This is a genomic window from Pseudomonas sp. AM8, from assembly GCF_036346475.1.
GTDB lineage: Bacteria > Pseudomonadota > Gammaproteobacteria > Pseudomonadales > Pseudomonadaceae > Aquipseudomonas > Aquipseudomonas marginalis.
Window position 1 is genome coordinate 77,063 of record NZ_JAOTNX010000006.1, and the last position, 18,074, is coordinate 95,136.

Annotated in this window: 18 protein-coding genes; 8 read left to right on the forward strand and 10 right to left on the reverse strand. The window is 61.9% G+C overall.

Features of this window, described 5'->3' with window-relative positions; translation table 11 throughout:
* Nucleotides 1-102 precede the first annotated feature (102 nt).
* Nucleotides 103-318 carry a dodecin gene (locus tag V3W40_RS16035; RefSeq protein WP_027608132.1) on the reverse strand — a complete coding sequence of 72 codons (216 nt, stop codon included), beginning with the start codon at nucleotides 316-318 and terminating at the stop codon, nucleotides 103-105.
* 156 nt (nucleotides 319-474) lie between these two features.
* On the opposite strand from V3W40_RS16035, the gene V3W40_RS16040 reads away from it, so the two are divergent.
* Nucleotides 475-801: a DUF883 family protein gene (locus V3W40_RS16040; RefSeq protein WP_003170746.1), complete on the forward strand. Its 327-nt coding sequence runs from the start codon at nucleotides 475-477 to the stop codon at nucleotides 799-801.
* A gap of 8 nt (nucleotides 802-809) precedes the next feature.
* On the opposite strand, the gene V3W40_RS16045 is transcribed toward V3W40_RS16040, so the two are convergent.
* A complete protein-coding gene (locus V3W40_RS16045; RefSeq protein ID WP_065926831.1) occupies nucleotides 810-1,706 on the reverse strand; it encodes a LysR family transcriptional regulator in 897 nt (298 codons plus the stop codon).
* A gap of 111 nt (nucleotides 1,707-1,817) precedes the next feature.
* Between V3W40_RS16045 and trpB the strand changes: the two genes are divergently transcribed.
* The 4 genes from trpB (at nucleotide 1,818) to V3W40_RS16065 (ending at nucleotide 6,245) form a co-directional block, all read left to right on the forward strand.
* Nucleotides 1,818-3,044 carry a tryptophan synthase subunit beta gene (gene trpB, locus V3W40_RS16050; RefSeq protein WP_027608134.1) on the forward strand — a complete coding sequence of 409 codons (1,227 nt, stop codon included), beginning with the start codon at nucleotides 1,818-1,820 and terminating at the stop codon, nucleotides 3,042-3,044.
* Nucleotides 3,045-3,854: a tryptophan synthase subunit alpha gene (gene trpA / locus V3W40_RS16055; RefSeq protein WP_065926830.1), complete on the forward strand. Its 810-nt coding sequence runs from the start codon at nucleotides 3,045-3,047 to the stop codon at nucleotides 3,852-3,854. It abuts the gene before it with no gap.
* 135 nt (nucleotides 3,855-3,989) lie between these two features.
* The gene (locus V3W40_RS16060) at nucleotides 3,990-4,430 is read left to right on the forward strand and encodes an anti-virulence regulator CigR family protein (RefSeq protein ID WP_027608136.1); all 441 of its coding nucleotides are present in this window, start codon (nucleotides 3,990-3,992) and stop codon (nucleotides 4,428-4,430) included.
* A gap of 162 nt (nucleotides 4,431-4,592) precedes the next feature.
* A complete protein-coding gene (locus V3W40_RS16065; protein WP_330215317.1) occupies nucleotides 4,593-6,245 on the forward strand; it encodes an FAD-dependent oxidoreductase in 1,653 nt (550 codons plus the stop codon).
* Nucleotides 6,246-6,281: 36 nt separating this feature from the next.
* Here the strand turns inward: V3W40_RS16065 and V3W40_RS16070 are convergent, their stop codons facing one another.
* The 6 genes from V3W40_RS16070 to V3W40_RS16095 all read right to left on the reverse strand — a co-directional run bounded on the left by V3W40_RS16070 (nucleotide 6,282) and on the right by V3W40_RS16095 (nucleotide 11,977).
* On the reverse strand, nucleotides 6,282-7,592 hold the full coding sequence (locus tag V3W40_RS16070; protein ID WP_330215318.1) for an MFS transporter: 1,311 nt from the start codon (nucleotides 7,590-7,592) through the stop codon (nucleotides 6,282-6,284).
* Nucleotides 7,593-7,707: 115 nt separating this feature from the next.
* Nucleotides 7,708-8,856 (reverse strand): galactonate dehydratase, encoded by a 1,149-nt coding sequence (gene dgoD, locus V3W40_RS16075; protein ID WP_003170741.1) that lies wholly within the window; start codon nucleotides 8,854-8,856, stop codon nucleotides 7,708-7,710.
* Nucleotides 8,857-8,903: 47 nt separating this feature from the next.
* Nucleotides 8,904-9,524: a 2-dehydro-3-deoxy-6-phosphogalactonate aldolase gene (locus V3W40_RS16080; RefSeq protein ID WP_053127387.1), complete on the reverse strand. Its 621-nt coding sequence runs from the start codon at nucleotides 9,522-9,524 to the stop codon at nucleotides 8,904-8,906.
* 1 nt (nucleotide 9,525) lies between these two features.
* A complete protein-coding gene (locus V3W40_RS16085; protein ID WP_065926828.1) occupies nucleotides 9,526-10,491 on the reverse strand; it encodes a 2-dehydro-3-deoxygalactonokinase in 966 nt (321 codons plus the stop codon).
* Between the two features lie 177 nt (nucleotides 10,492-10,668).
* Nucleotides 10,669-10,995, reverse strand: a complete 327-nt coding sequence (locus V3W40_RS16090) for a DOPA 4,5-dioxygenase family protein (RefSeq protein ID WP_027608141.1) — start codon at nucleotides 10,993-10,995, stop codon at nucleotides 10,669-10,671.
* Between the two features lie 31 nt (nucleotides 10,996-11,026).
* A complete protein-coding gene (locus V3W40_RS16095; protein WP_137211759.1) occupies nucleotides 11,027-11,977 on the reverse strand; it encodes a choline sulfate utilization transcriptional regulator in 951 nt (316 codons plus the stop codon).
* Between the two features lie 103 nt (nucleotides 11,978-12,080).
* Between V3W40_RS16095 and betC the strand changes: the two genes are divergently transcribed.
* The 3 genes from betC (at nucleotide 12,081) to V3W40_RS16110 (ending at nucleotide 16,254) form a co-directional block, all read left to right on the forward strand.
* Nucleotides 12,081-13,595, forward strand: coding sequence for a choline-sulfatase (betC, locus tag V3W40_RS16100; protein WP_330215319.1), 1,515 nt, complete (start codon nucleotides 12,081-12,083; stop codon nucleotides 13,593-13,595).
* A 16-nt stretch (nucleotides 13,596-13,611) separates the two neighbouring features.
* Nucleotides 13,612-14,526 (forward strand): choline ABC transporter substrate-binding protein, encoded by a 915-nt coding sequence (gene choX, locus V3W40_RS16105; protein ID WP_065926825.1) that lies wholly within the window; start codon nucleotides 13,612-13,614, stop codon nucleotides 14,524-14,526.
* A gap of 159 nt (nucleotides 14,527-14,685) precedes the next feature.
* Complete coding sequence (locus V3W40_RS16110) at nucleotides 14,686-16,254, forward strand: SulP family inorganic anion transporter (protein WP_065926824.1); 1,569 nt, start codon at nucleotides 14,686-14,688, stop codon at nucleotides 16,252-16,254.
* On the opposite strand, the gene aroE is transcribed toward V3W40_RS16110, so the two are convergent.
* Nucleotides 16,255-17,076: a shikimate dehydrogenase gene (gene aroE / locus V3W40_RS16115; protein ID WP_065946452.1), complete on the reverse strand. Its 822-nt coding sequence runs from the start codon at nucleotides 17,074-17,076 to the stop codon at nucleotides 16,255-16,257. It lies immediately after the preceding gene.
* A complete protein-coding gene (gene hemF / locus V3W40_RS16120) occupies nucleotides 17,076-18,008 on the reverse strand; it encodes an oxygen-dependent coproporphyrinogen oxidase (protein ID WP_065926822.1) in 933 nt (310 codons plus the stop codon). The genes aroE and hemF overlap by 1 nt, the downstream gene beginning before the upstream one ends.
* Nucleotides 18,009-18,074: the final 66 nt, after the last annotated feature.

Below are 18,074 nucleotides of genomic sequence, written 5' to 3' on the forward strand. Positions count from 1 at the left end.
TGCGCTGATTGAAACGAGCGTGCCGACGCTGCAGGCATCGGCACCCATTGTTTGTAGCGCAGGTTATGGCAATCGGCCAGCCGGCAAGTTCAACCGACGCGATCAACTACTGGCAATTCGAAACCCCACCTTGAGCGTGACCTGATAGTGGGCGACCTTGCCGTCCTTGATATGACCACGGGTCTCCGTCACCTCAAACCACTCCAAGTGCTTGATGCTCTTGTTGGCTTCGGCCAGGGCATTGTTGATTGCGTCTTCGATGCTGGTGGTGGATGAACCTACCAATTCGACTTTCTTGTAGGTGTGATGATCAGACATGGTGTTTCTCCTGAGGGTCGTCAATAAAGCCTAGCAGTCATTGTTCATACTGCTTCTGGCGACCGTTCCTACCCGAAAGTTCAGATTTACTGCACTTTCTGAAAACGCTGGAGTCGGTATCTACACACGCCACTCAATCACTTCAGGAGAATTCACATGGCCAACACTTCTTTACGCAAAGCGTCGCTGGAAAGCATGGAAGCCGAGATTTCGAGCCTGCTCAAGTCCCTTGAGAGCCTCAAGGACGATGCGTCGGATGAGTCGCGCAAAACCCTGAAGGCCCTGAAAAGCAATGCCGAGAATGCCCTCAAGCATTCCCGTCACCTGATCAGCGATGCCTACGAAGAAAGCAAAGTCAAAATCCGCGAAACCGGTGTTGCCACCCGGGACTACGCACAAGAGCACCCATGGACCACCGCCGGCGTCGCCGTTGGCGCACTGGGCCTGCTGGCGGCTTACCTGCTGTGCAAACGCGGTGACTGATTGACCGGCTACACCGGCTGGCGCGCCAGCTCAGCCTTGAGCCAGTGCGCCAATTGACCCGCGCGCCCGTCTGCGGCGCGCTTGGGTAGCCACAACGCCAGGTGCGCCGGGGTTTCACTGAAACCCCACGGCGCCACCAGGCGACCCGCGCGCAGGTCCTCTGCTACCAGCGGTTCTGGCGCAATCGCCACACCCAACCCTGCAACCGCCGCCTCCAGCAAATAATACAAATGCTCAAAACCCTGGCCGTGTTTCAACGCGCCGGGCTCGATGCCGTGCTGTTGCGCCCAACTGGGCCAGGCTTGCGGACGGGACGTGGTGTGCAATAAAGCTTCGCCACACAAGGCGTGCGGCGGCGCCTGGCGCAGGCGCTGGTAGCCGGCAAAACGCGGGCTCATCACCGGGCCGATACGCTCGCTCGCCAGTTCATATACCTGCATATCCGCCGGCCACGGCGGTTCGGCGAAGACCAGCAGGGCATCGAGACCGGGGCGTCGGGGGTCAAGGTCGCCGTCGCCCGCCGACAGGTGCAGGCGCAGGTCCGGCAGGTCGGCATTCAAGCGTCCCAGGCGCGGGATCAACCAACGCGCCAGCAGACTGCCTGAGCAGCCGAGCACGAAAGGTGCGTCGGCGCTGGCCTGGGTGAGTTCGGCGCACACGTCCCGCAAGCGCTCGAACGCCTCCGCGCTGGCATCTCGCAACCGCACACCTGCATCTGTGAGTTTAAGGCCGCGCCCGTCCTTGATGAACAGGCTGACACCTAAATGCTCCTCCAGCACTTTCAACTGGCGGCTGACCGCACCGTGGGTCACGTGCAATTGCTCGGCAGCCTGGCTGACGCTGTTGAGGCGGGCAGTGGCTTCAAATGCGCGCAGGGCATTGAGGGGCGGGAGGTCGCGGCTCATCTGTGAGTTTTCCTGACAGGTTGCAGCGATCTTATCGGTTTTCAGCGCCGGATGTGAGGGGTAGAGTGGCCGTCATTGCTTCCCATACAGAATTCCTACCTGGAGCGTCCCATGACTCAGTCCCAGACCGATCTGCGCAACGGCCCTGACGCCAACGGCCTGTTTGGCGCGTTTGGCGGCCGCTACGTCGCCGAAACCCTGATGCCGTTGATCCTCGACCTGGCCCGCGAATACGAAGCGGCCAAGATCGATCCGGCGTTCAACGAAGAGTTGGCCTACTTCCAGCGCGACTACGTCGGCCGCCCCAGCCCGCTGTATTTCGCCGAGCGCCTGACCGAGTTCTGCGGCGGCGCCAAGATCTACCTCAAGCGCGAAGAGCTGAACCACACCGGCGCGCACAAGATCAACAACTGCATCGGCCAGATCCTGCTGGCGCGGCGCATGGGCAAGAAACGCATCATCGCCGAGACCGGCGCCGGTATGCACGGTGTGGCGACCGCCACCGTGGCCGCGCGTTTCGGCCTGCAGTGCGTGATCTACATGGGCACCACCGACATCGAGCGCCAACAGGCCAACGTGTTCCGCATGAAGCTTTTGGGCGCTGAAGTGATCCCGGTGGTCGCCGGCACCGGCACCCTCAAGGACGCCATGAACGAAGCCCTGCGCGACTGGGTGACCAACGTCGACGACACCTTCTACCTGATCGGCACCGTGGCCGGTCCGCACCCGTACCCGGCGATGGTGCGCGACTTCCAGGCCGTGATCGGCAAGGAAACCCGCACCCAGCTGCAAGCCCAGGAAGGCCGCCTGCCGGACAGCCTGGTGGCATGCATCGGCGGTGGCTCCAACGCCATGGGCCTGTTCCACCCATTCCTGGACGACACCAGCGTCGAGATCATCGGCGTTGAAGCCGCCGGCCACGGCATCGAGACCGGCAAGCACGCCGCCAGCCTCAACGGTGGCGTACCGGGCGTGCTGCACGGCAACCGTACCTTCCTGCTGCAGGACGACGACGGCCAGATCATCGACGCCCACTCGATTTCCGCCGGCCTCGACTACCCCGGCATCGGCCCGGAACACGCCTGGTTGCACGATATCGGCCGCGTCCAGTACACCTCGGTGACCGACGATGAAGCCTTGGACGCGTTCCACAAATGCTGCCGCCTGGAAGGGATCATTCCTGCCCTGGAAAGCGCCCATGCCCTGGCCGAAGTGTTCAAGCGCGCACCGACCCTGCCGAAGGATCACCTGATGGTGGTCAACCTGTCCGGCCGTGGCGATAAAGACATGCAGACCGTGATGCACCACATGGAACAGTCTCAGCAGGAGAAACACTGAATGAGCCGCCTGCAAACCCGCTTTGCGCAACTCAAGGAACAAAACCGCGCCGCCCTGGTGACCTTCGTCACGGCCGGTGACCCGGGTTATGACACCTCGCTGGCGATCCTCAAGGGCTTGCCCGCTGCGGGCGCCGATGTGATCGAGTTGGGCATGCCCTTCACCGACCCGATGGCCGACGGCCCGGCCATCCAACTGGCCAACATCCGCGCACTGGAAGCCAAGCAGAACCTGCTGAAAACCCTGCAGATGGTGCGAGAGTTCCGCAAGGACAACAACGACACCCCGCTGGTGTTGATGGGCTACTTCAACCCGATCCACAAATACGGCGTGCCTAAGTTCATCGCTGACGCCAAAGAGGCCGGCGTCGACGGCCTGATCGTGGTCGACATGCCGCCCGAGCATAACGGCGAGCTGTGCGACCCGGCCCAGGCTGCGGGTATCGACTTTATTCGCCTGACCACGCCGACCACCGATGACGTGCGCCTGCCGACCGTGCTCAACGGCAGTTCCGGGTTCGTGTACTACGTATCCGTGGCCGGTGTGACAGGCGCCGGCGCCGCGACCTTGGAACACGTCGAGGAAGCCGTGACCCGCCTGCGTCGGCATACCGACCTGCCGATCAGCATCGGTTTTGGTATCCGCACACCGGAACAGGCGGCCGCCATCGCGCGCCTGGCCGATGGCGTGGTGGTGGGCTCGGCCCTGATCGATCACATCGCCAATGCCAGTAACGATCAACAAGCAATCGATGGCGTATTGAGCCTGTGCGCGGCGCTGTCGGAAGGTGTGCGCAACGCCCGTAAGTAAGCGCCATGTAGCGAGAGGTAAAGTTCCTGATACAGAGGAATCAACGCGCGCAATCACGGCCTAAACAGCAAGACCAAGGGATTTCGAACCGCGTTCGAGATCCCTTTTTTGTTTGTGTGCCCTGAGGAATACCCGATGAAAATGCCTAAATCCGTGATTGCAGGCCTTGGTGTGCTGGTGCTTGGCGCCAGCGCCCTGGTGCAAGCCGCCCCGCCTGACCAGCGGGGTGACGACCGTGGCGGCCCGCAAGGCCAGCACGAGCAACGGGGGGACGACCATCGCGGCCCGCAGGACAACCGTCGCGGCGGCCCACCCCAGGACTTCGGCCCGGTACGCCAGATCATTCACGATAACCACGGCCAGTTCTCCCGTGGCGCACCGCCGCCGCCGAATGTGCGCCTGGTGCGCGGCCAACCCCTGCCGCGCGGCTACTACGGCGAGCGCCTGGACAACCGTGCGCTGGCGCGCCTGCCGGTGTACCCGGGTTATGAGTGGCGCCGTTCGGGGCCGGATGTGGTGTTGATCGCGGTGGGTACCGGTATCGTCTATGAAATTCTGGACGGCGTGCTGAACTGATCCGGGCTTTTTCCATATAGGCTAGGCTTGAGGGGGAACACACCCCCTCAACACACTTCGTGCCTATTGCCGTCTAACCACCTCTGCAAGTCACGCCTTCTTGCGTTGCCGGTCGTTAAGTTAGCTGCATCAGAAGTCATTATCGTCTCCCAGGAGTCCATCATGGCATTTGATCTCATCACCCCCTCGGACCGTCGTCATTCCACGTTGCAAAAGGGTTTCAACCTGCGCTGGCCATTGGGCAACGTCCAGGGCGAGTCTTCACCCAACGGCGCCAGCCAGATCTACCTCTGCCACACCCCACAAGACATCATCGACGCAGCCGCCCAGGCCCTGGCTGTGCCCAACGGCCGCATCACCGTGCGCAGCGGCGGGCATTGCTATGAAGGATTGGTCTCTAACAAGATGCCGGATGCGCCAGGCGAGGTGTTGTCGATCCTGGACATCGGCCAGATGAACCAATTGGCCTATGACCCCAACGGGCAAATCGGCTCCGTGCTGGTGCCCGACTCGCACCATCGCTACGCATTCCGCCTGGAGCCCGGCTGCCAGAACTGGGACACCAGCGTCGCGCTGTACAAATTGGCAGGTAAGGCGCTGCCCAGCGGATCCTGCTATTCGGTGGGACTGGGCGGGCATATCTGCGGCGGCGGCTATGGGTTGTTGTCGCGTAAATACGGGCTGGTCTGCGACTGGCTGGACGGCGTCGACCTGCTGGTCGCCAATGGACCCGGCCCGGGCCTTGAACCTGTCCATGTGTCCCGTAACAGCCTCGACACCGATGAGCTGGACCTGTTCGCCGCCTGTTGCGGCGCCGGTGGCGGGCAGTTCGGCATCATCACCAGTTACTATTTCAAGACGCTGCCGCCAGCCCCGGAGGAAGTGCTCTGGCTGCCATTGGAATGGGACTGGTCAGACCTCACACGCGCCGCCCTCGAACGTCTGCTGCATGCCTATCAAAACTGGTTCGTGGACCATCAGGCCGACCCGAAAACCTGGGGCCTGGCCACCAAACTGGAGATGCGCCACCTCAATACCGGCAACGTGACCCTGGGCATTCATTACGTCGACAAGGACGGGAAGCTCGATGACCTGGCGCCTTTCGACGACTTTGTCAGCAGCATGCAGGCCGCGGTGGGCGTCAGTGCGACAGAGTCGCTCCTGCCGTTCCACGTCGTGCATCAGCCACGTGGCGGGCAAAAGGGCCGCCGGATCGATTCCCTGCAGAGTGCCCATGAGGCCGCCAGGCGTTTGGACTGGTTGTACGCCACCCAATCGCTCAACGGTTCCGGCGACAATCAGCGCGGGCGGTATAAATCGGCGTATCAGAAAGGCGGGTTTACACAGCGCGTGCTGGACGCGATCTGGACGACGCTGACCTTGCCGGACCCCGGGCAATACCTGACCCAGAGCCTGATCCAGATCCAGTCGTTCGGCGGGCGCATCAACCAGATGGACGGCCCGATCCTGGCGCAGACGTCAGCCGCGCAACGCTCCTCGTACCTCAAATGGCAACCGCAGTGTTACTGGCACGCCGACGATGACGCCATCGACCGCGCCCATGCCGACTGGATCCGCAGCCTCTATTACGCTGCATTCACCAACGGTGTTCCCAATGACCCTGAGTTCGAGGGCTGCTACATCAACTACCCCGACCTGGACATGACCCACCTCGGTGGCAATCCCGCGAACCCCAGGAACCCTCTGTGGTATGGAATTTTCTTCCCCAACACGATCATCGAGAACCGCCTGCGCCGAACCAAGCAACGCTGGGATCCATTGAATGTGTTCCGTAACGAAATGTCGGTGCCCTGAGCCCGGCCAACGGGCGGCCCGCAGGCCGCCCACTGCTTACAGCTCGATCCGCTCGACCTTGCCCACCAGCAGCACATAGGAGAGAGCGCCCAACAGCGCCAGCACGGCGATGTAGGTGATCGCCGGCGCAAACGAATCGCCGCTGGCCAGGAAACCGATGACGATCGGCGTGGCAATCGCCGCCAGGTTGCCGATGAAGTTGAACACCCCGCCGGTCAGTCCCAGCAGACGCGCCGGGGCAAGGGTCGAGACCAGGGACCAGGTGATCGAGGCCAGGCCATTACCGAAGAACGCCAGGGCCAGGAAGGCGATGACCAACGGTGTCGATTCGACGAAGTTGGCGCCAATGATCGCCGTCGAGATCAACAGGCCGCTGATGATCGGCAACTTGCGGGCAAACCCCACCGAAGCGCCACGGCGGATCAGCCAGTCGGAAAACAACCCCGAACACAGCACGCCGACGAAAGCCGCGAGGAAGGGCAGTGACGCGAGCATGCCGGACTTGATGAAGTCCATGCCGCGGTATTTCACCAGGTAGGTCGGGAACCAGGTCAGGAAGAACCACAACGTGGAGTTCAGGCAGAACTGCCCCAGGTAGATACCCCACAACTTGCGCTTGCTCAGGACGATGCCCAGGTCGACCCAGCTGAAGGGCGCCTTGCTCTTGCTCGCTTGTGCGCTCAAGTCCACCAGCCCGCCACCTTCGCGGATCAATTCGATTTCAGCGGCGTTGACGCCTTTGAAATCACGGGGCTCGCGATACAGGGCATACCAGATTGCCGCCCACAGAATGCCCACGCCACCGGTCACGACAAATACCATGTGCCAGCCGTAATGGTGCTGCAACCAGGCCAGGACCGGCGTCAGGAACGCCAGCCCGACAAACTGCCCGGAGGTGTAGAAACCAATGGCCGTGGCGCGCTCACGCTCGGGGAACCAGCTGGTGACCACGCGACTGTTGATGGGGTAAGCCGGTGCTTCCAGGGCACCCACCGCCATGCGCAGCACAAACAGCGCAATGAAGCTGGCGGCAAAACCGAGCATCACGGTGGCGATAGACCACAGCAACAGGGCGGCGGTGTAGAGGAAACGCGGCGGCACCCGGTCCACCAGCCAGCCGCCGGGGATCTGCATGGCGGCGTACGTCCAGCCGAACGCGGAGAAAATCAGCCCGACATGTACCGGGTCGATACCCAGTTCGCTGGTCAGCGCCGGGGCGGCAATCGACAGGTTGCTGCGGTCGAGGTAGTTGATCACGACGGTGATAAACAGCAGCACCATGATGAAGTAGCGCTTTCGGGTAGGCGTGACTAAAGAAGCCTGCCCGCTCAAGGATTCAGGTTGCATGGTAGGTGCCTCTTCTTATATTTGTTGAGGAAGGGACTTCTGCAGAAACCGGATCAACATGTGGGAGGAGGCAAGCCCCCTCCCACATGTTTGACCGTGTTCTTTCAGGCAGACATCACCACTCGGCAAAGCTGCCGTCGGCGTGGCGCCAGATCGGGTTGCGCCAGCGGTGGCCGATGGCTGCGCGTTCGATCACGTATTCCTCATTGATCTCGATGCCCAGGCCCGGCCCGTTGGGGATTTTCACAAAGCCCTGGTCATAGTCGAACACGCCCGGGTCGCGCACGTAGTCGAGCAGGTCGTTGCTCTCGTTGTAGTGAATGCCCAGGCTTTGCTCCTGGATAAACGCGTTGTAGCAAACCGCATCCAGTTGCAGGCACGCCGCCAAGGCAATCGGGCCCAGCGGGCAGTGCAGGGCCAGGGCCACGTCGTAGGCTTCGGCCATGTTGGCGATCTTGCGGGTTTCGGTGATACCGCCCGCGTGGGAAGCGTCCGGCTGGATGATGTCGACGTAGCCTTCGCTGAGCACACGCTTGAAGTCCCAGCGCGAGAACAGACGCTCGCCCAGGGCAATCGGGGTGCTGGTCAGCGGCGCCAGTTCCTTGAGGGCTTCGTAGTTTTCGCTGAGCACCGGCTCTTCGATAAACATCAGTTTGTACGGGTCCAGTTCTTTCATCAGCACCTTGGCCATGGGCTTGTGCACACGGCCATGGAAGTCGACGCCGATGCCGACGTTAGGGCCGACCGCATCGCGCACGGCCGCGACGTTGGCCAGGGCCAGGTCGACTTTTTCGAAGCTGTCGACAAACTGCAACTCTTCGGTGCCGTTCATTTTCACCGCAGTAAAGCCACGGGCCACGGCCTCTTTGGCGGCGCGGGCGGTGTCGGCAGGGCGGTCGCCACCGATCCAGGAGTACACGCGGATCTTGTCGCGTACCTGGCCACCCAACAGGTCGCTGACCGATACGCCCAGGGCCTTGCCCTTGATGTCCCAAAGCGCCTGGTCGATGCCGGCGAGGGCGCTCATGTGCACGGCGCCGCCACGGTAGAAGCCGCCGCGGTAGAGCACGGTCCAGATATCTTCGATATTGCGTGGGTCCTTGCCGATCAGGTAATCGGACAGTTCCTCGACCGCCGCAGCCACGGTGTGAGCGCGGCCTTCGACTACGGGCTCACCCCAGCCGGTCACGCCCTGGTCGGTCTCGACCTTGAGGAAGCACCAGCGCGGCGGGACGATAAAGGTCGTCAGTTTGGTGATTTTCATCTGTTATCTCTCTTATAGATGCAGCGCCAGCGGCGCGGAACTTGATCTCAGCTCAGGGCTTTCCAGGCGGCGACATAAGCCTGGGCGCGGCTCGCTACCTGATCCACTGTCATACCCGGTTTGAACAACCCGGAACCCAGCCCGAACCCCTTGGCGCCGGCGTCGATAAACACCTGCATGTTGTCCGGGGTAATGCCGCCCACCGGCAGCAGCAACGTGCCTGCCGGCAATACCGCCAGCCACGCCTTGATCACAGAAGGGCCCATTTGCTCGGCCGGGAACAGCTTCAAGACGTCGGCGCCTTCATCCAGCGCGGCGAACGCCTCGGTGGGCGTGGCCACCCCCGGCGACAGGTACAGGCCAGCGGCCTTGGCGGCGCGCAGGACCTTGGCATCGCTGTGGGGCATGACGATCACTTGGCCACCAGCGGCCTTCACCTGCTCGACCTGCGCAGGCGTCAACACCGTCCCGGCGCCGATCAGGCAATCGGCGGGCAGGCTGTCGCGCAGGGTGCGGATGCTGGTGTAAGGGTCCGGCGAGTTGAGCGGGACTTCGATCACGCGAAAACCGGCGTCGTACAGCACCTGGCCGACCGCCTGGGCTTCGTCCGGGCGCACACCGCGCAGGATCGCGATCAAACCGTTTTGTGCCAGTGCTTGCTTGAGCATGTCAGGCCTCCGTTGCAGGTTGAGTGAGCCCGGCGGCCACTGCCAGTTGCCACAGGCCGCGCTCGGTCGCTTCCTGCGCCAGGCTGACGTGGGCGAAACCGCAGAGGGCGAGGGCGCGTTGGTAGCGCACGCAAAGCGGGCCAGCGCCCACCAGGATGATGGGGATGTGCCGTGCACTGGCTGGCAAGCCGGCCAGTTCATGGCCGATCAGCAGGCCGGACAGGTAATCGGGCTGCTGCTCAGGGGTGAGTTCGGCGGTCAGGCCCAGGGTGCGCGCACTGAACAAGGTCGACAGCACGCCGCGCTGGCCATCGTTCGACAGCGCCACTTGAACGCCGCGGTCAAAAGCCTCGGCCTGGAACTGCGCGGATACCTTTTGCGTACGCCCCAGCAGGCTGTGCTTGCTCAGCACCGCGAACAGTTCACCGGTCATGAAGGTATCGAAGTGGGTGATGCAACCTTCCACCACCTCGACCCATTTGGAATGGCTGCCGGGCAGGCCGATCAACATTTCACCGTTGGCCGACAGGCTTTGCAGCACACCCAGCACCTGGGTTTCTTCACCGCGCATCACATTGGGCAAACCGACCTGCTCGATCACGCCGGGCACGATACGCACATCGACGCCGCGCAGGCTGCGCACCGTGTGCAACGCCTGGCCCAGGCTGGCGACGTCGACCGGCGTATTGCGATATGCCGCCTCGCTCCAGCCCTGGGCGCTGCCGACCATGCCGCAGGCGATCACTGGAAGATGGGGTTGGGCGTCGAGCCAGTCGCCGCATGCCGCATCGAACGCCAACTCGAAGCCATCGCTGCAGTGCACACCGCCGATGTCCCGGGGCTCACTGGGCAAATGCATGATGCCCGACGCCAGCGAGCGCTGTTCCAGCACGACGCCTGCGGGCCCGAGTTTATAAGCACGAAGGGAGCTGGTCCCCCAATCGAGCGCGATCAATTGCGCCTGCATCGCTTCACCTGAAATGAGTGGGTGCTGAAAAAAGCAGATGGGCGAATATAAACCTATGGCCGGCAATATCTCAATATATAAATAACAGTCCCATATATTGAGACAAGACAAGATAAATCCTACAACTTCCTCGCCTTTTACTGCGGGAAGGGGCGGTTTTTATCTGATAAGGGGAGGTTAAAAAACCGACAGGTCCAGCTCGCGCATCGCACCCATCCAGATCGCGTGATCGGTGTGATCCTTCAGCTCATCGCCGGTTTCGGGGTGCAGGAACACCACCAGCCCATTGCGATGCAGCGCCAGCCACGGCAGCACCACGCCAATGTATTCGGCATCGAACGCCAGCTGGCAGCTCCAGTCCGGGTGCGGGCCTACGGGCCGTTCATGCACACGGCCCATGCGCAGCGGGAACAGTTTCGCGCCGTCTTCACATAGGGTGCGCGCCTGGTCGATGGTGCTGGCGTCAAAGTAGATATGGGCATGGTAGCCCTTGATACGTTGCATGACGGACTCCGGATCCAATGTGCGGCAAATCCTAGACCGCAATCGATGGCAGGGCCAGTCCGGTCAGGGACTGCGCGCTGCTGGCCTGTTCTGCCTGCAACCAGTCGACGAAACGTTCGACCAACTGCCCACGCCGCTTGCGCTGGGGCTGCACCACGTAATAGCCAAAGCGCGAAATCACCGTGTTGCCGATCGGTCGGCACAACCAGTTCTGTTCCAGCAGGTTATCCACCAAATGGCGCCAGCCGATCGCCACCCCTTGGCCGGCAATCGCTGCCTGGATCAATAAGGTGTAGTTGTCGAATCGCAGCTGGCCGGGCGTGGGTGCGGCGGTGATACCCAGCTCGCGGAATACACCACTCCAGTCGAACCACTGGCTGTTGTTTTCCTGGCGCAGGTGCAGCAACGGGTAGTCGGGCAAGGTGTGCACAGTCAAAGGCCTGGCCTGCTCCTTGAGCCATTGCGGGCTGCACACCGGGAACACTTCCTCGTTGAACAGCCAAAGGCTGTCGCCCTGCTTGAAGCGGCCATCGCCAAACAGCACTGCCACATCGATGTCACTGCGCAGTGTCGCGTGGTTGCGCTCGCTGGTCACCAGGCTCACGTCCACCTGCGGGTTGGCGGCGTGGAAGCGATGCAGGCGCGGCATCAGCCAATAGGCGGCGAACGCAAAGTCTGTGGCCACTTGCAGCACTTCGTGCTGGTCCTGCTGGGTAATCACACTGAGGCCCTGGTTGATGTTCTGCAAACCGCCTTGCACATGCTCGAACAGCAGGGCGCCGGCGTCGGTCAGTTCGATGCCCCGATAGATGCGGTCAAACAGGCGGATCGTCAGTTGTTCTTCAAGGCGCTTGATCTGCTGGCTGATCGCCGGCTGAGTGGTACCCAGCTCCATCGCAGCGGCGGTAAAGCTGCGATGGCGCGCGGCCGCCTCGAATGCGCGTAGCAGGTCGAGGGACAGGTCTCCAAGGGCTTCATACATAAGCTGCGCTTATCCTAGACATTGCTCGTCATGGGCTTTACCCCATTTTACATGGGCTGCATGCTCATTCGCATAAACACTGCCTATGGAATGCCGAAGACCCATGAAGCGCAAGAACATTCTTTTCATCATGGCCGATCAAATGGCCGCGCCGATGCTGCCGTTCTACGGACCTTCCTCCATCAAGCTGCCGAATTTGGGCCGCCTCGCCGCACAGGGCGTGGTGTTCGACGCGGCCTATTGCAACAGCCCGCTGTGTGCCCCCTCCCGCTTCACCCTGGTCAGCGGCCAATTGCCGAGCAAGATCGGCGCCTACGACAACGCGGCGGATTTTCCCGCCGATGTGCCGACCTATGCCCACTACCTGCGGCGCCTGGGTTATCGCACCGCGCTGTCGGGCAAGATGCACTTCTGCGGCCCCGACCAACTGCATGGCTATGAAGAACGCCTGACCAGCGACATCTACCCCGCCGACTATGGCTGGGCAGTGAATTGGGATGAGCCGGACGTACGCCCCACCTGGTACCACAACATGTCCTCGGTGCTGCAAGCCGGCCCGTGCGTGCGTACCAACCAGCTGGATTTCGACGAAGAGGTGGTGTTCAAGGCCCAGCAGTACCTGTTCGACCACATCCGCGAAGACGGTGACCAGCCGTTCTGCTTGACCGTGTCGATGACCCATCCCCACGACCCGTACACCATTCCCAAGCCGTTCTGGGACCTGTACGACGACAACGACATCCCTTTACCTGCAACGCCGAACCAGGAAGATCTCGACCCGCATTCCCAGCGTCTGCTCAAGGTCTATGACCTGTGGGACAAGCCGCTGCCTGTGGATAAGATTCGCGACGCCCGCCGCGCCTACTTCGGCGCGTGCAGCTACATCGACAGCAATGTCGGCAAGCTGCTGCAGACCCTGGAAGACACCGGCCTGGCCGACGACACCATCATCATTTTCTCCGGCGACCACGGCGACATGCTCGGTGAACGCGGCCTCTGGTACAAAATGCACTGGTTTGAAATGGCCGCCCGCGTGCCGCTGCTGGTCAGTGCGCCGGGGCAATTTGCGCCGGGCCGCGTAACCCAGGCAGTGTCCACCGCCGACCTGCTGCCGACCCTGGTGGAACTGGCCGGCGGCGAGCTGGACCCGCGCCTGCCCCTGGACGGCCGCTCGCTGGTCCCGCACTTGCAGGGGCAGGGCGGGCATGACGAAGTCTTTGGCGAATACATGGCCGAAGGCACCATCAGCCCATTGATGATGATTCGCCGTGGCGCCTACAAATTCATCTACAGCGAAGACGACCCTTGTCTACTGTTCGATGTGCACAACGACCCGCACGAGCGGGAAGACCTCAGCCAGTCACCGGAACACCGGCCACTGTTCGAGGCGTTTTTGAATGAGGCGCGGGCCAAGTGGGACATCCCGGCGATCCACCAGCAGGTGCTCGCCAGCCAACGCCGTCGTCGCCTGGTATTCGAGGCGCTGACCCAAGGCAAGCTGAAGAGCTGGGATCACCAGCCACTGGTGGACGCCAGTCAGCAATACATGCGCAACCATATCGACCTCGACGACCTGGAGCGCAAGGCACGTTATCCACAACCCTGCCAAAACCAATAAATACAGAGGGAAGGCCATGCAAAAGTTAACTGCAGTAGTGGGCATGTTGGTGCTAAGTAGTGCCAATGCGTATGCGGACACCCGCTGTGAGACCGTGAAGATGGCCGATCCAGGCTGGAGCGACATTGCCGCCACCAACGCCATTACCGGTTTCCTGCTGAACGGCATGGGCTACAAGGCCAAGGTCGACACCCTGGCGGTGCCGATCACCTTCGGCGGGCTCAAGGACGGCCAGGTGGATGTGTTCCTGGGTAACTGGATGCCGGCGCAGCAGGGCTTCTACGACAAGTTCGTGGCCAACGGCGATGTGGTGCAGTTGGCGAAGAACCTCGACGGCACCGAGTTCACTCTCGCCGTGCCGGATTATGTGTGGGATGCCGGGGTGCATGACTTTGCCGACTTGAACAAATTCGCCGACAAGTTCGACAAGAAGATCTACGGCATCGGCTCGGGCGCGCCGGCGAATATCTCGCTGCAGGAGATCATCAAGAAGAATGACTTCGACCTTGGCCAGTGGAAGCTGATCGAGTCCAGCGAGCAGGCAATGCTGGCGGAAGTGTCACGGGCGGTGAAGAAGCAGAAATTCGTCACCTTCCTCGGCTGGACACCGCACCCGATGAACGTGCAACTGAAAATGCACTATCTCAAAGGCGGCGAGAAATACTTCGGTGACACCGGCAGTGTGTATACCTTGACCCGCAAAGGGTATGCGCAGGCCTGCCCTAACGTTGGCAAACTGTTGACCAACCTGAGTTTCACCCAGGAGATGGAGAACAGCATCATGGCTGAGGTGGCCAACAACAAGGTCAGCAATGCCGACGCGGCGAAGGCGTGGATCAAGGCGAACCCGGCTGTATTGGACAAATGGCTCGACGGTGTGAAAACCGTGGATGGCAAGGACGCGTTGCCGGCAGTAAAGGCCAAACTCTAGGGCCTTGCGCTATTCCAATGTGGGAGGGGGCTTGCTCCCGATAGCGGAGTGCCAGTCAGAGAGATTTAGACGGGTCCACCTATATCGGGAGCAAGCCCCCTCCCACAAGGACCAGTGTGTACTGATACCCTGAGTCAAACCTTTTCAGCCGAGTTATAAATGCCCCGGCCCAACCGCCATACACTCTTCCCCTTCCTCCGCTGGCTCCCGCGTCAAACCCGCGCCAGCGTCGGCCGGGACGCGCTGGTCGGCCTCAGCGGTGCCGTGCTCGCGCTGCCCCAGTCGATTGCCTACGCGCTGATCGCCGGTCTCCCACCGGAGTACGGTCTGTATGCCGCCATCATCCCGGTGTTGATCGCCTGCCTGTGGGGTTCATCCTGGCACCTGATCTGTGGCCCCACGGCAGCGATTTCCATCGTGCTGTACGCCAGCGTCAGCCCGTTGGCCGTGCCGGGGTCTCAGGACTACATCACCCTGATCCTGTTGCTGACATTCCTCGCCGGGGTATTCCAGTGGCTGCTGGGCATGCTGCGTTTTGGCGCGCTGGTGAACTTCGTCTCGCATTCGGTGGTGCTGGGTTTCACCCTCGGTGCCGCCGTGGTGATCGCCCTCGGGCAGCTGCCCAATCTGCTTGGCCTGGATTTACCGAGCCAGGCCACAGCGATCAATAGCCTGCTGGCGCTGATCGACCACGCTGGCGAGTGGGACCACGCCTCCCTCGCCCTTGGACTCGGTACTTTGCTGGTGGGCGCGTTGCTCAAATACCTTGTGCCTCGCTGGCCAACGCTACTGATCGCACTGACCCTGGGTAGCCTGGCAACGTGGCTATGGCCGGCGATGTTCGGGCATGTGGCGCTCGTCAGTTCGTTTATCGGCAAGCTGCCACCGTTCAGCCCGCTGCCGCTGGATCCGGACATGATCCTGCGCCTGCTGCCCAGCGCCGTTGCGGTGGGCATGCTGGGGCTGGTGACCAGCCTGTCGATTGCCCGTTCGCTGTCGGCCCGTTCGCAACAATTGCTCGATGCCAACCAGGAAGTTCGCGCCCAGGGTTTATCCAATATCGTTGGCGGATTTTTCTCCGGGTATCTGTCGGCAGGGTCGTTCACCCGCTCCGGCCTCAGCTATGAGTCGGGCGCCTGTTCGCCGTTGGCCGGGGTGTTTTCCGCAGTATGGGTGGCATTGTTTGCGCTGTTTGGCGCCGCATTGATCGCACATATTCCGATCCCGAGCATGGCCGCCAGCATCTTGCTGATTTCCTGGGGCCTGGTGGATCGTCGGGGTATTCGTGCGTTGTTCCGCGTGAGCCGCGCAGAGTTCGTAGTGATGAGCCTGACCTGTGTCGCCACCTTGTTGCTGGAGTTGCAAACGGCGATTTATGCGGGGGTGTTGGCGTCGTTGTTTTTCTACCTTAAGCGCACGTCGCAGCCACGGGTACAGCAATGGCGTGATGGGGAAGAGGATGTGTTGCGCGTCGGTGGGTCGATCTTCTTTGGCGCCAGCCATTACCTGCAAGTACGCCTGCAAAGCTTGCAGGGTGAACGGGTGGTGATCGAGGCGCAGCAGATCAACTTTATCGACTATTCCGGGGTGGAGATGCTGCACCAGGAGGCGCGTCGTTTAAGCGGGCTGGGCCGTAGCCTGACATTGCGCCGCGCCAGGCCGCAGGTGGTGGACGAGTTGAAAAAACTGGAGGGGGCCGATAAATGCCCCATCCAGTTTGAAGATTGATTACTGCGCCAACTGCCGGCGCAGTTCAGCCAACACCGGCGCCGAATCCGGACGAACACCACGCCACAGAAAGAACGCTTCGGCCGCCTGCTCCACCAGCATGCCCAGGCCATCCATCGCCACGGCTGCGCCTTGCTCACTGGCCCAACGGCAGAACGCAGTCGGTTCCTTGGCGTACATCATGTCGTAGCAAAACGTCTTGCCCGGTTCGATCAGGCTGCCGGCAATCGGCGGTACATCGCCTGACAGGCTGGCGGACGTGGCATTGATGATCACGTCCACCGGCTCACGCAGCCAGTCGAAACCACTGGCGGACACCGGGCCCAGGTCGTCGAACAGCTCGGCGAGCAATTCGGCTTTTTCCACGGTGCGGTTGGCGATGATCAACGAAGCGGGACGTTCAGCCAGCAACGGCTCCAACGCGCCCCTTACCGCGCCACCCGCGCCCAGCAACAGGATGCGTCTGCCTTGCAGATTCAAGCCGGCGTTTACCGCCAGGTCACGCACCAGGCCGGCGCCGTCGGTGTTGTCGCCGAGCAACGTGCCGTCAGCGAGTTTGCTCAAGGTGTTCACCGCCCCGGCGCGCTGGGCGCGTTCGGTGAGGCTGTTGGCCAGGCGATAGGCGTCTTCCTTGAACGGCACGGTGACGTTGGCACCTCGGCCCTGTTGGAAAAACTCACGGGCACAGCCGGTGAAATCCTCCAGGGGCGCGAGCAAGGTGCTGTAGTCCAGTTGTTCGCCAGTCTGCTCGGCGAACATACGGTGAATCAGCGGCGACTTGCTGTGGCCGATGGGGTTGCCGAACACCACATAACGATCCATCAAACAGCCGCCTTGGGCGCGGCGATGCCCAGCCAATCGCGGTCTTGCAGGAAGTAGTCGGTTAGGCGTGCTTCTTCGCTGCCGGCCTCGGCTTTCCAGTCGTAGCTCCAGCGCACCTGGGGCGGCAGCGACATCAGGATCGACTCGGTACGCCCGCCCGATTGCAGGCCGAACAGGGTGCCACGGTCGTAGACCAGGTTGAATTCAACGTAGCGGCCGCGACGGAATTCCTGGAACTGGCGTTGCTGTTCGGTATACGCGCTGGCTTTGCGACGTTGCACGATCGGCAGGTAGGCGTCGATGTAGGCGTCGCCGATGGCGCGGATGAAGGCGAAGCAGGTGTCGAAGTCCCACTCGTTCAAGTCGTCGAAGAACAGGCCGCCGATACCACGGGGCTCGTTGCGGTGCTTGATGTGGAAGTAGGTATCGCACCAGGCCTTGTAGCGCGAGTAAACGTCCGGGCCAAACGGCGCGCAGGCCTGCTCGGCCACGCGGTGCCAGTGAATGCAGTCTTCTTCGTTGCCGTAGTAGGGCGTGAGGTCGAAGCCGCCACCGAACCACCACACCGGCTCTTCGCCTTCTTTTTCGGCGATGAAAAAACGCACGTTGGCGTGGGACGTCGGCACGTGTGGGTTGTGCGGATGAATCACCAGCGAGACGCCCAGGGCTTCAAACCCGCGACCGGCCAGCTCGGGGCGATGCGCACTGGCTGACGGTGGGAGGCCGCTGCCGAACACGTGGGAAAAGTTAACGCCGCCCTTTTCGATGACCGAGCCGTTCTCGATCACACGGGTGCGACCGCCGCCGCCGGCAGGCCGGGTCCAGGCGTCTTCGATAAAGCGAGTGTCCGTCTCGAAGGTTTCCAGGGCGCTGCAAATGCGGTCTTGCAGGTCGAGCAGGTAGGCTTTGACAGCCTCGGTGCGAGTAGTCATGACATCACCTTGAATCGGGCAAAGCTACGCGAAGCCACAGGGCGTCGGCGGCAAAAGGGCGCACAG

What these genes read in the sequence shown, in the direction of transcription:
- V3W40_RS16045 (WP_065926831.1), bottom strand. Translation starts at nt 1,706, where the DNA reads ATGAGCCGCGACCTCCCGCCCCTCAATGCCCTGCGCGCATTTGAAGCC.
- V3W40_RS16065 (WP_330215317.1), top strand. Translation starts at nt 4,593, where the DNA reads ATGGCATTTGATCTCATCACCCCCTCGGACCGTCGTCATTCCACGTTG.
- V3W40_RS16095 (WP_137211759.1), bottom strand. Translation starts at nt 11,977, where the DNA reads ATGTATGAAGCCCTTGGAGACCTGTCCCTCGACCTGCTACGCGCATTC.
- hemF (WP_065926822.1), bottom strand. Translation starts at nt 18,008, where the DNA reads ATGACTACTCGCACCGAGGCTGTCAAAGCCTACCTGCTCGACCTGCAA.
- aroE (WP_065946452.1), bottom strand. Translation starts at nt 17,076, where the DNA reads ATGGATCGTTATGTGGTGTTCGGCAACCCCATCGGCCACAGCAAGTCG.
- choX (WP_065926825.1), top strand. Translation starts at nt 13,612, where the DNA reads ATGCAAAAGTTAACTGCAGTAGTGGGCATGTTGGTGCTAAGTAGTGCC.
- trpB (WP_027608134.1), top strand. Translation starts at nt 1,818, where the DNA reads ATGACTCAGTCCCAGACCGATCTGCGCAACGGCCCTGACGCCAACGGC.
- V3W40_RS16110 (WP_065926824.1), top strand. Translation starts at nt 14,686, where the DNA reads ATGCCCCGGCCCAACCGCCATACACTCTTCCCCTTCCTCCGCTGGCTC.
- V3W40_RS16090 (WP_027608141.1), bottom strand. Translation starts at nt 10,995, where the DNA reads ATGCAACGTATCAAGGGCTACCATGCCCATATCTACTTTGACGCCAGC.
- V3W40_RS16040 (WP_003170746.1), top strand. Translation starts at nt 475, where the DNA reads ATGGCCAACACTTCTTTACGCAAAGCGTCGCTGGAAAGCATGGAAGCC.
- V3W40_RS16035 (WP_027608132.1), bottom strand. Translation starts at nt 318, where the DNA reads ATGTCTGATCATCACACCTACAAGAAAGTCGAATTGGTAGGTTCATCC.
- V3W40_RS16085 (WP_065926828.1), bottom strand. Translation starts at nt 10,491, where the DNA reads ATGCAGGCGCAATTGATCGCGCTCGATTGGGGGACCAGCTCCCTTCGT.
- trpA (WP_065926830.1), top strand. Translation starts at nt 3,045, where the DNA reads ATGAGCCGCCTGCAAACCCGCTTTGCGCAACTCAAGGAACAAAACCGC.
- V3W40_RS16060 (WP_027608136.1), top strand. Translation starts at nt 3,990, where the DNA reads ATGAAAATGCCTAAATCCGTGATTGCAGGCCTTGGTGTGCTGGTGCTT.
- V3W40_RS16070 (WP_330215318.1), bottom strand. Translation starts at nt 7,592, where the DNA reads ATGCAACCTGAATCCTTGAGCGGGCAGGCTTCTTTAGTCACGCCTACC.
- betC (WP_330215319.1), top strand. Translation starts at nt 12,081, where the DNA reads ATGAAGCGCAAGAACATTCTTTTCATCATGGCCGATCAAATGGCCGCG.
- dgoD (WP_003170741.1), bottom strand. Translation starts at nt 8,856, where the DNA reads ATGAAAATCACCAAACTGACGACCTTTATCGTCCCGCCGCGCTGGTGC.
- V3W40_RS16080 (WP_053127387.1), bottom strand. Translation starts at nt 9,524, where the DNA reads ATGCTCAAGCAAGCACTGGCACAAAACGGTTTGATCGCGATCCTGCGC.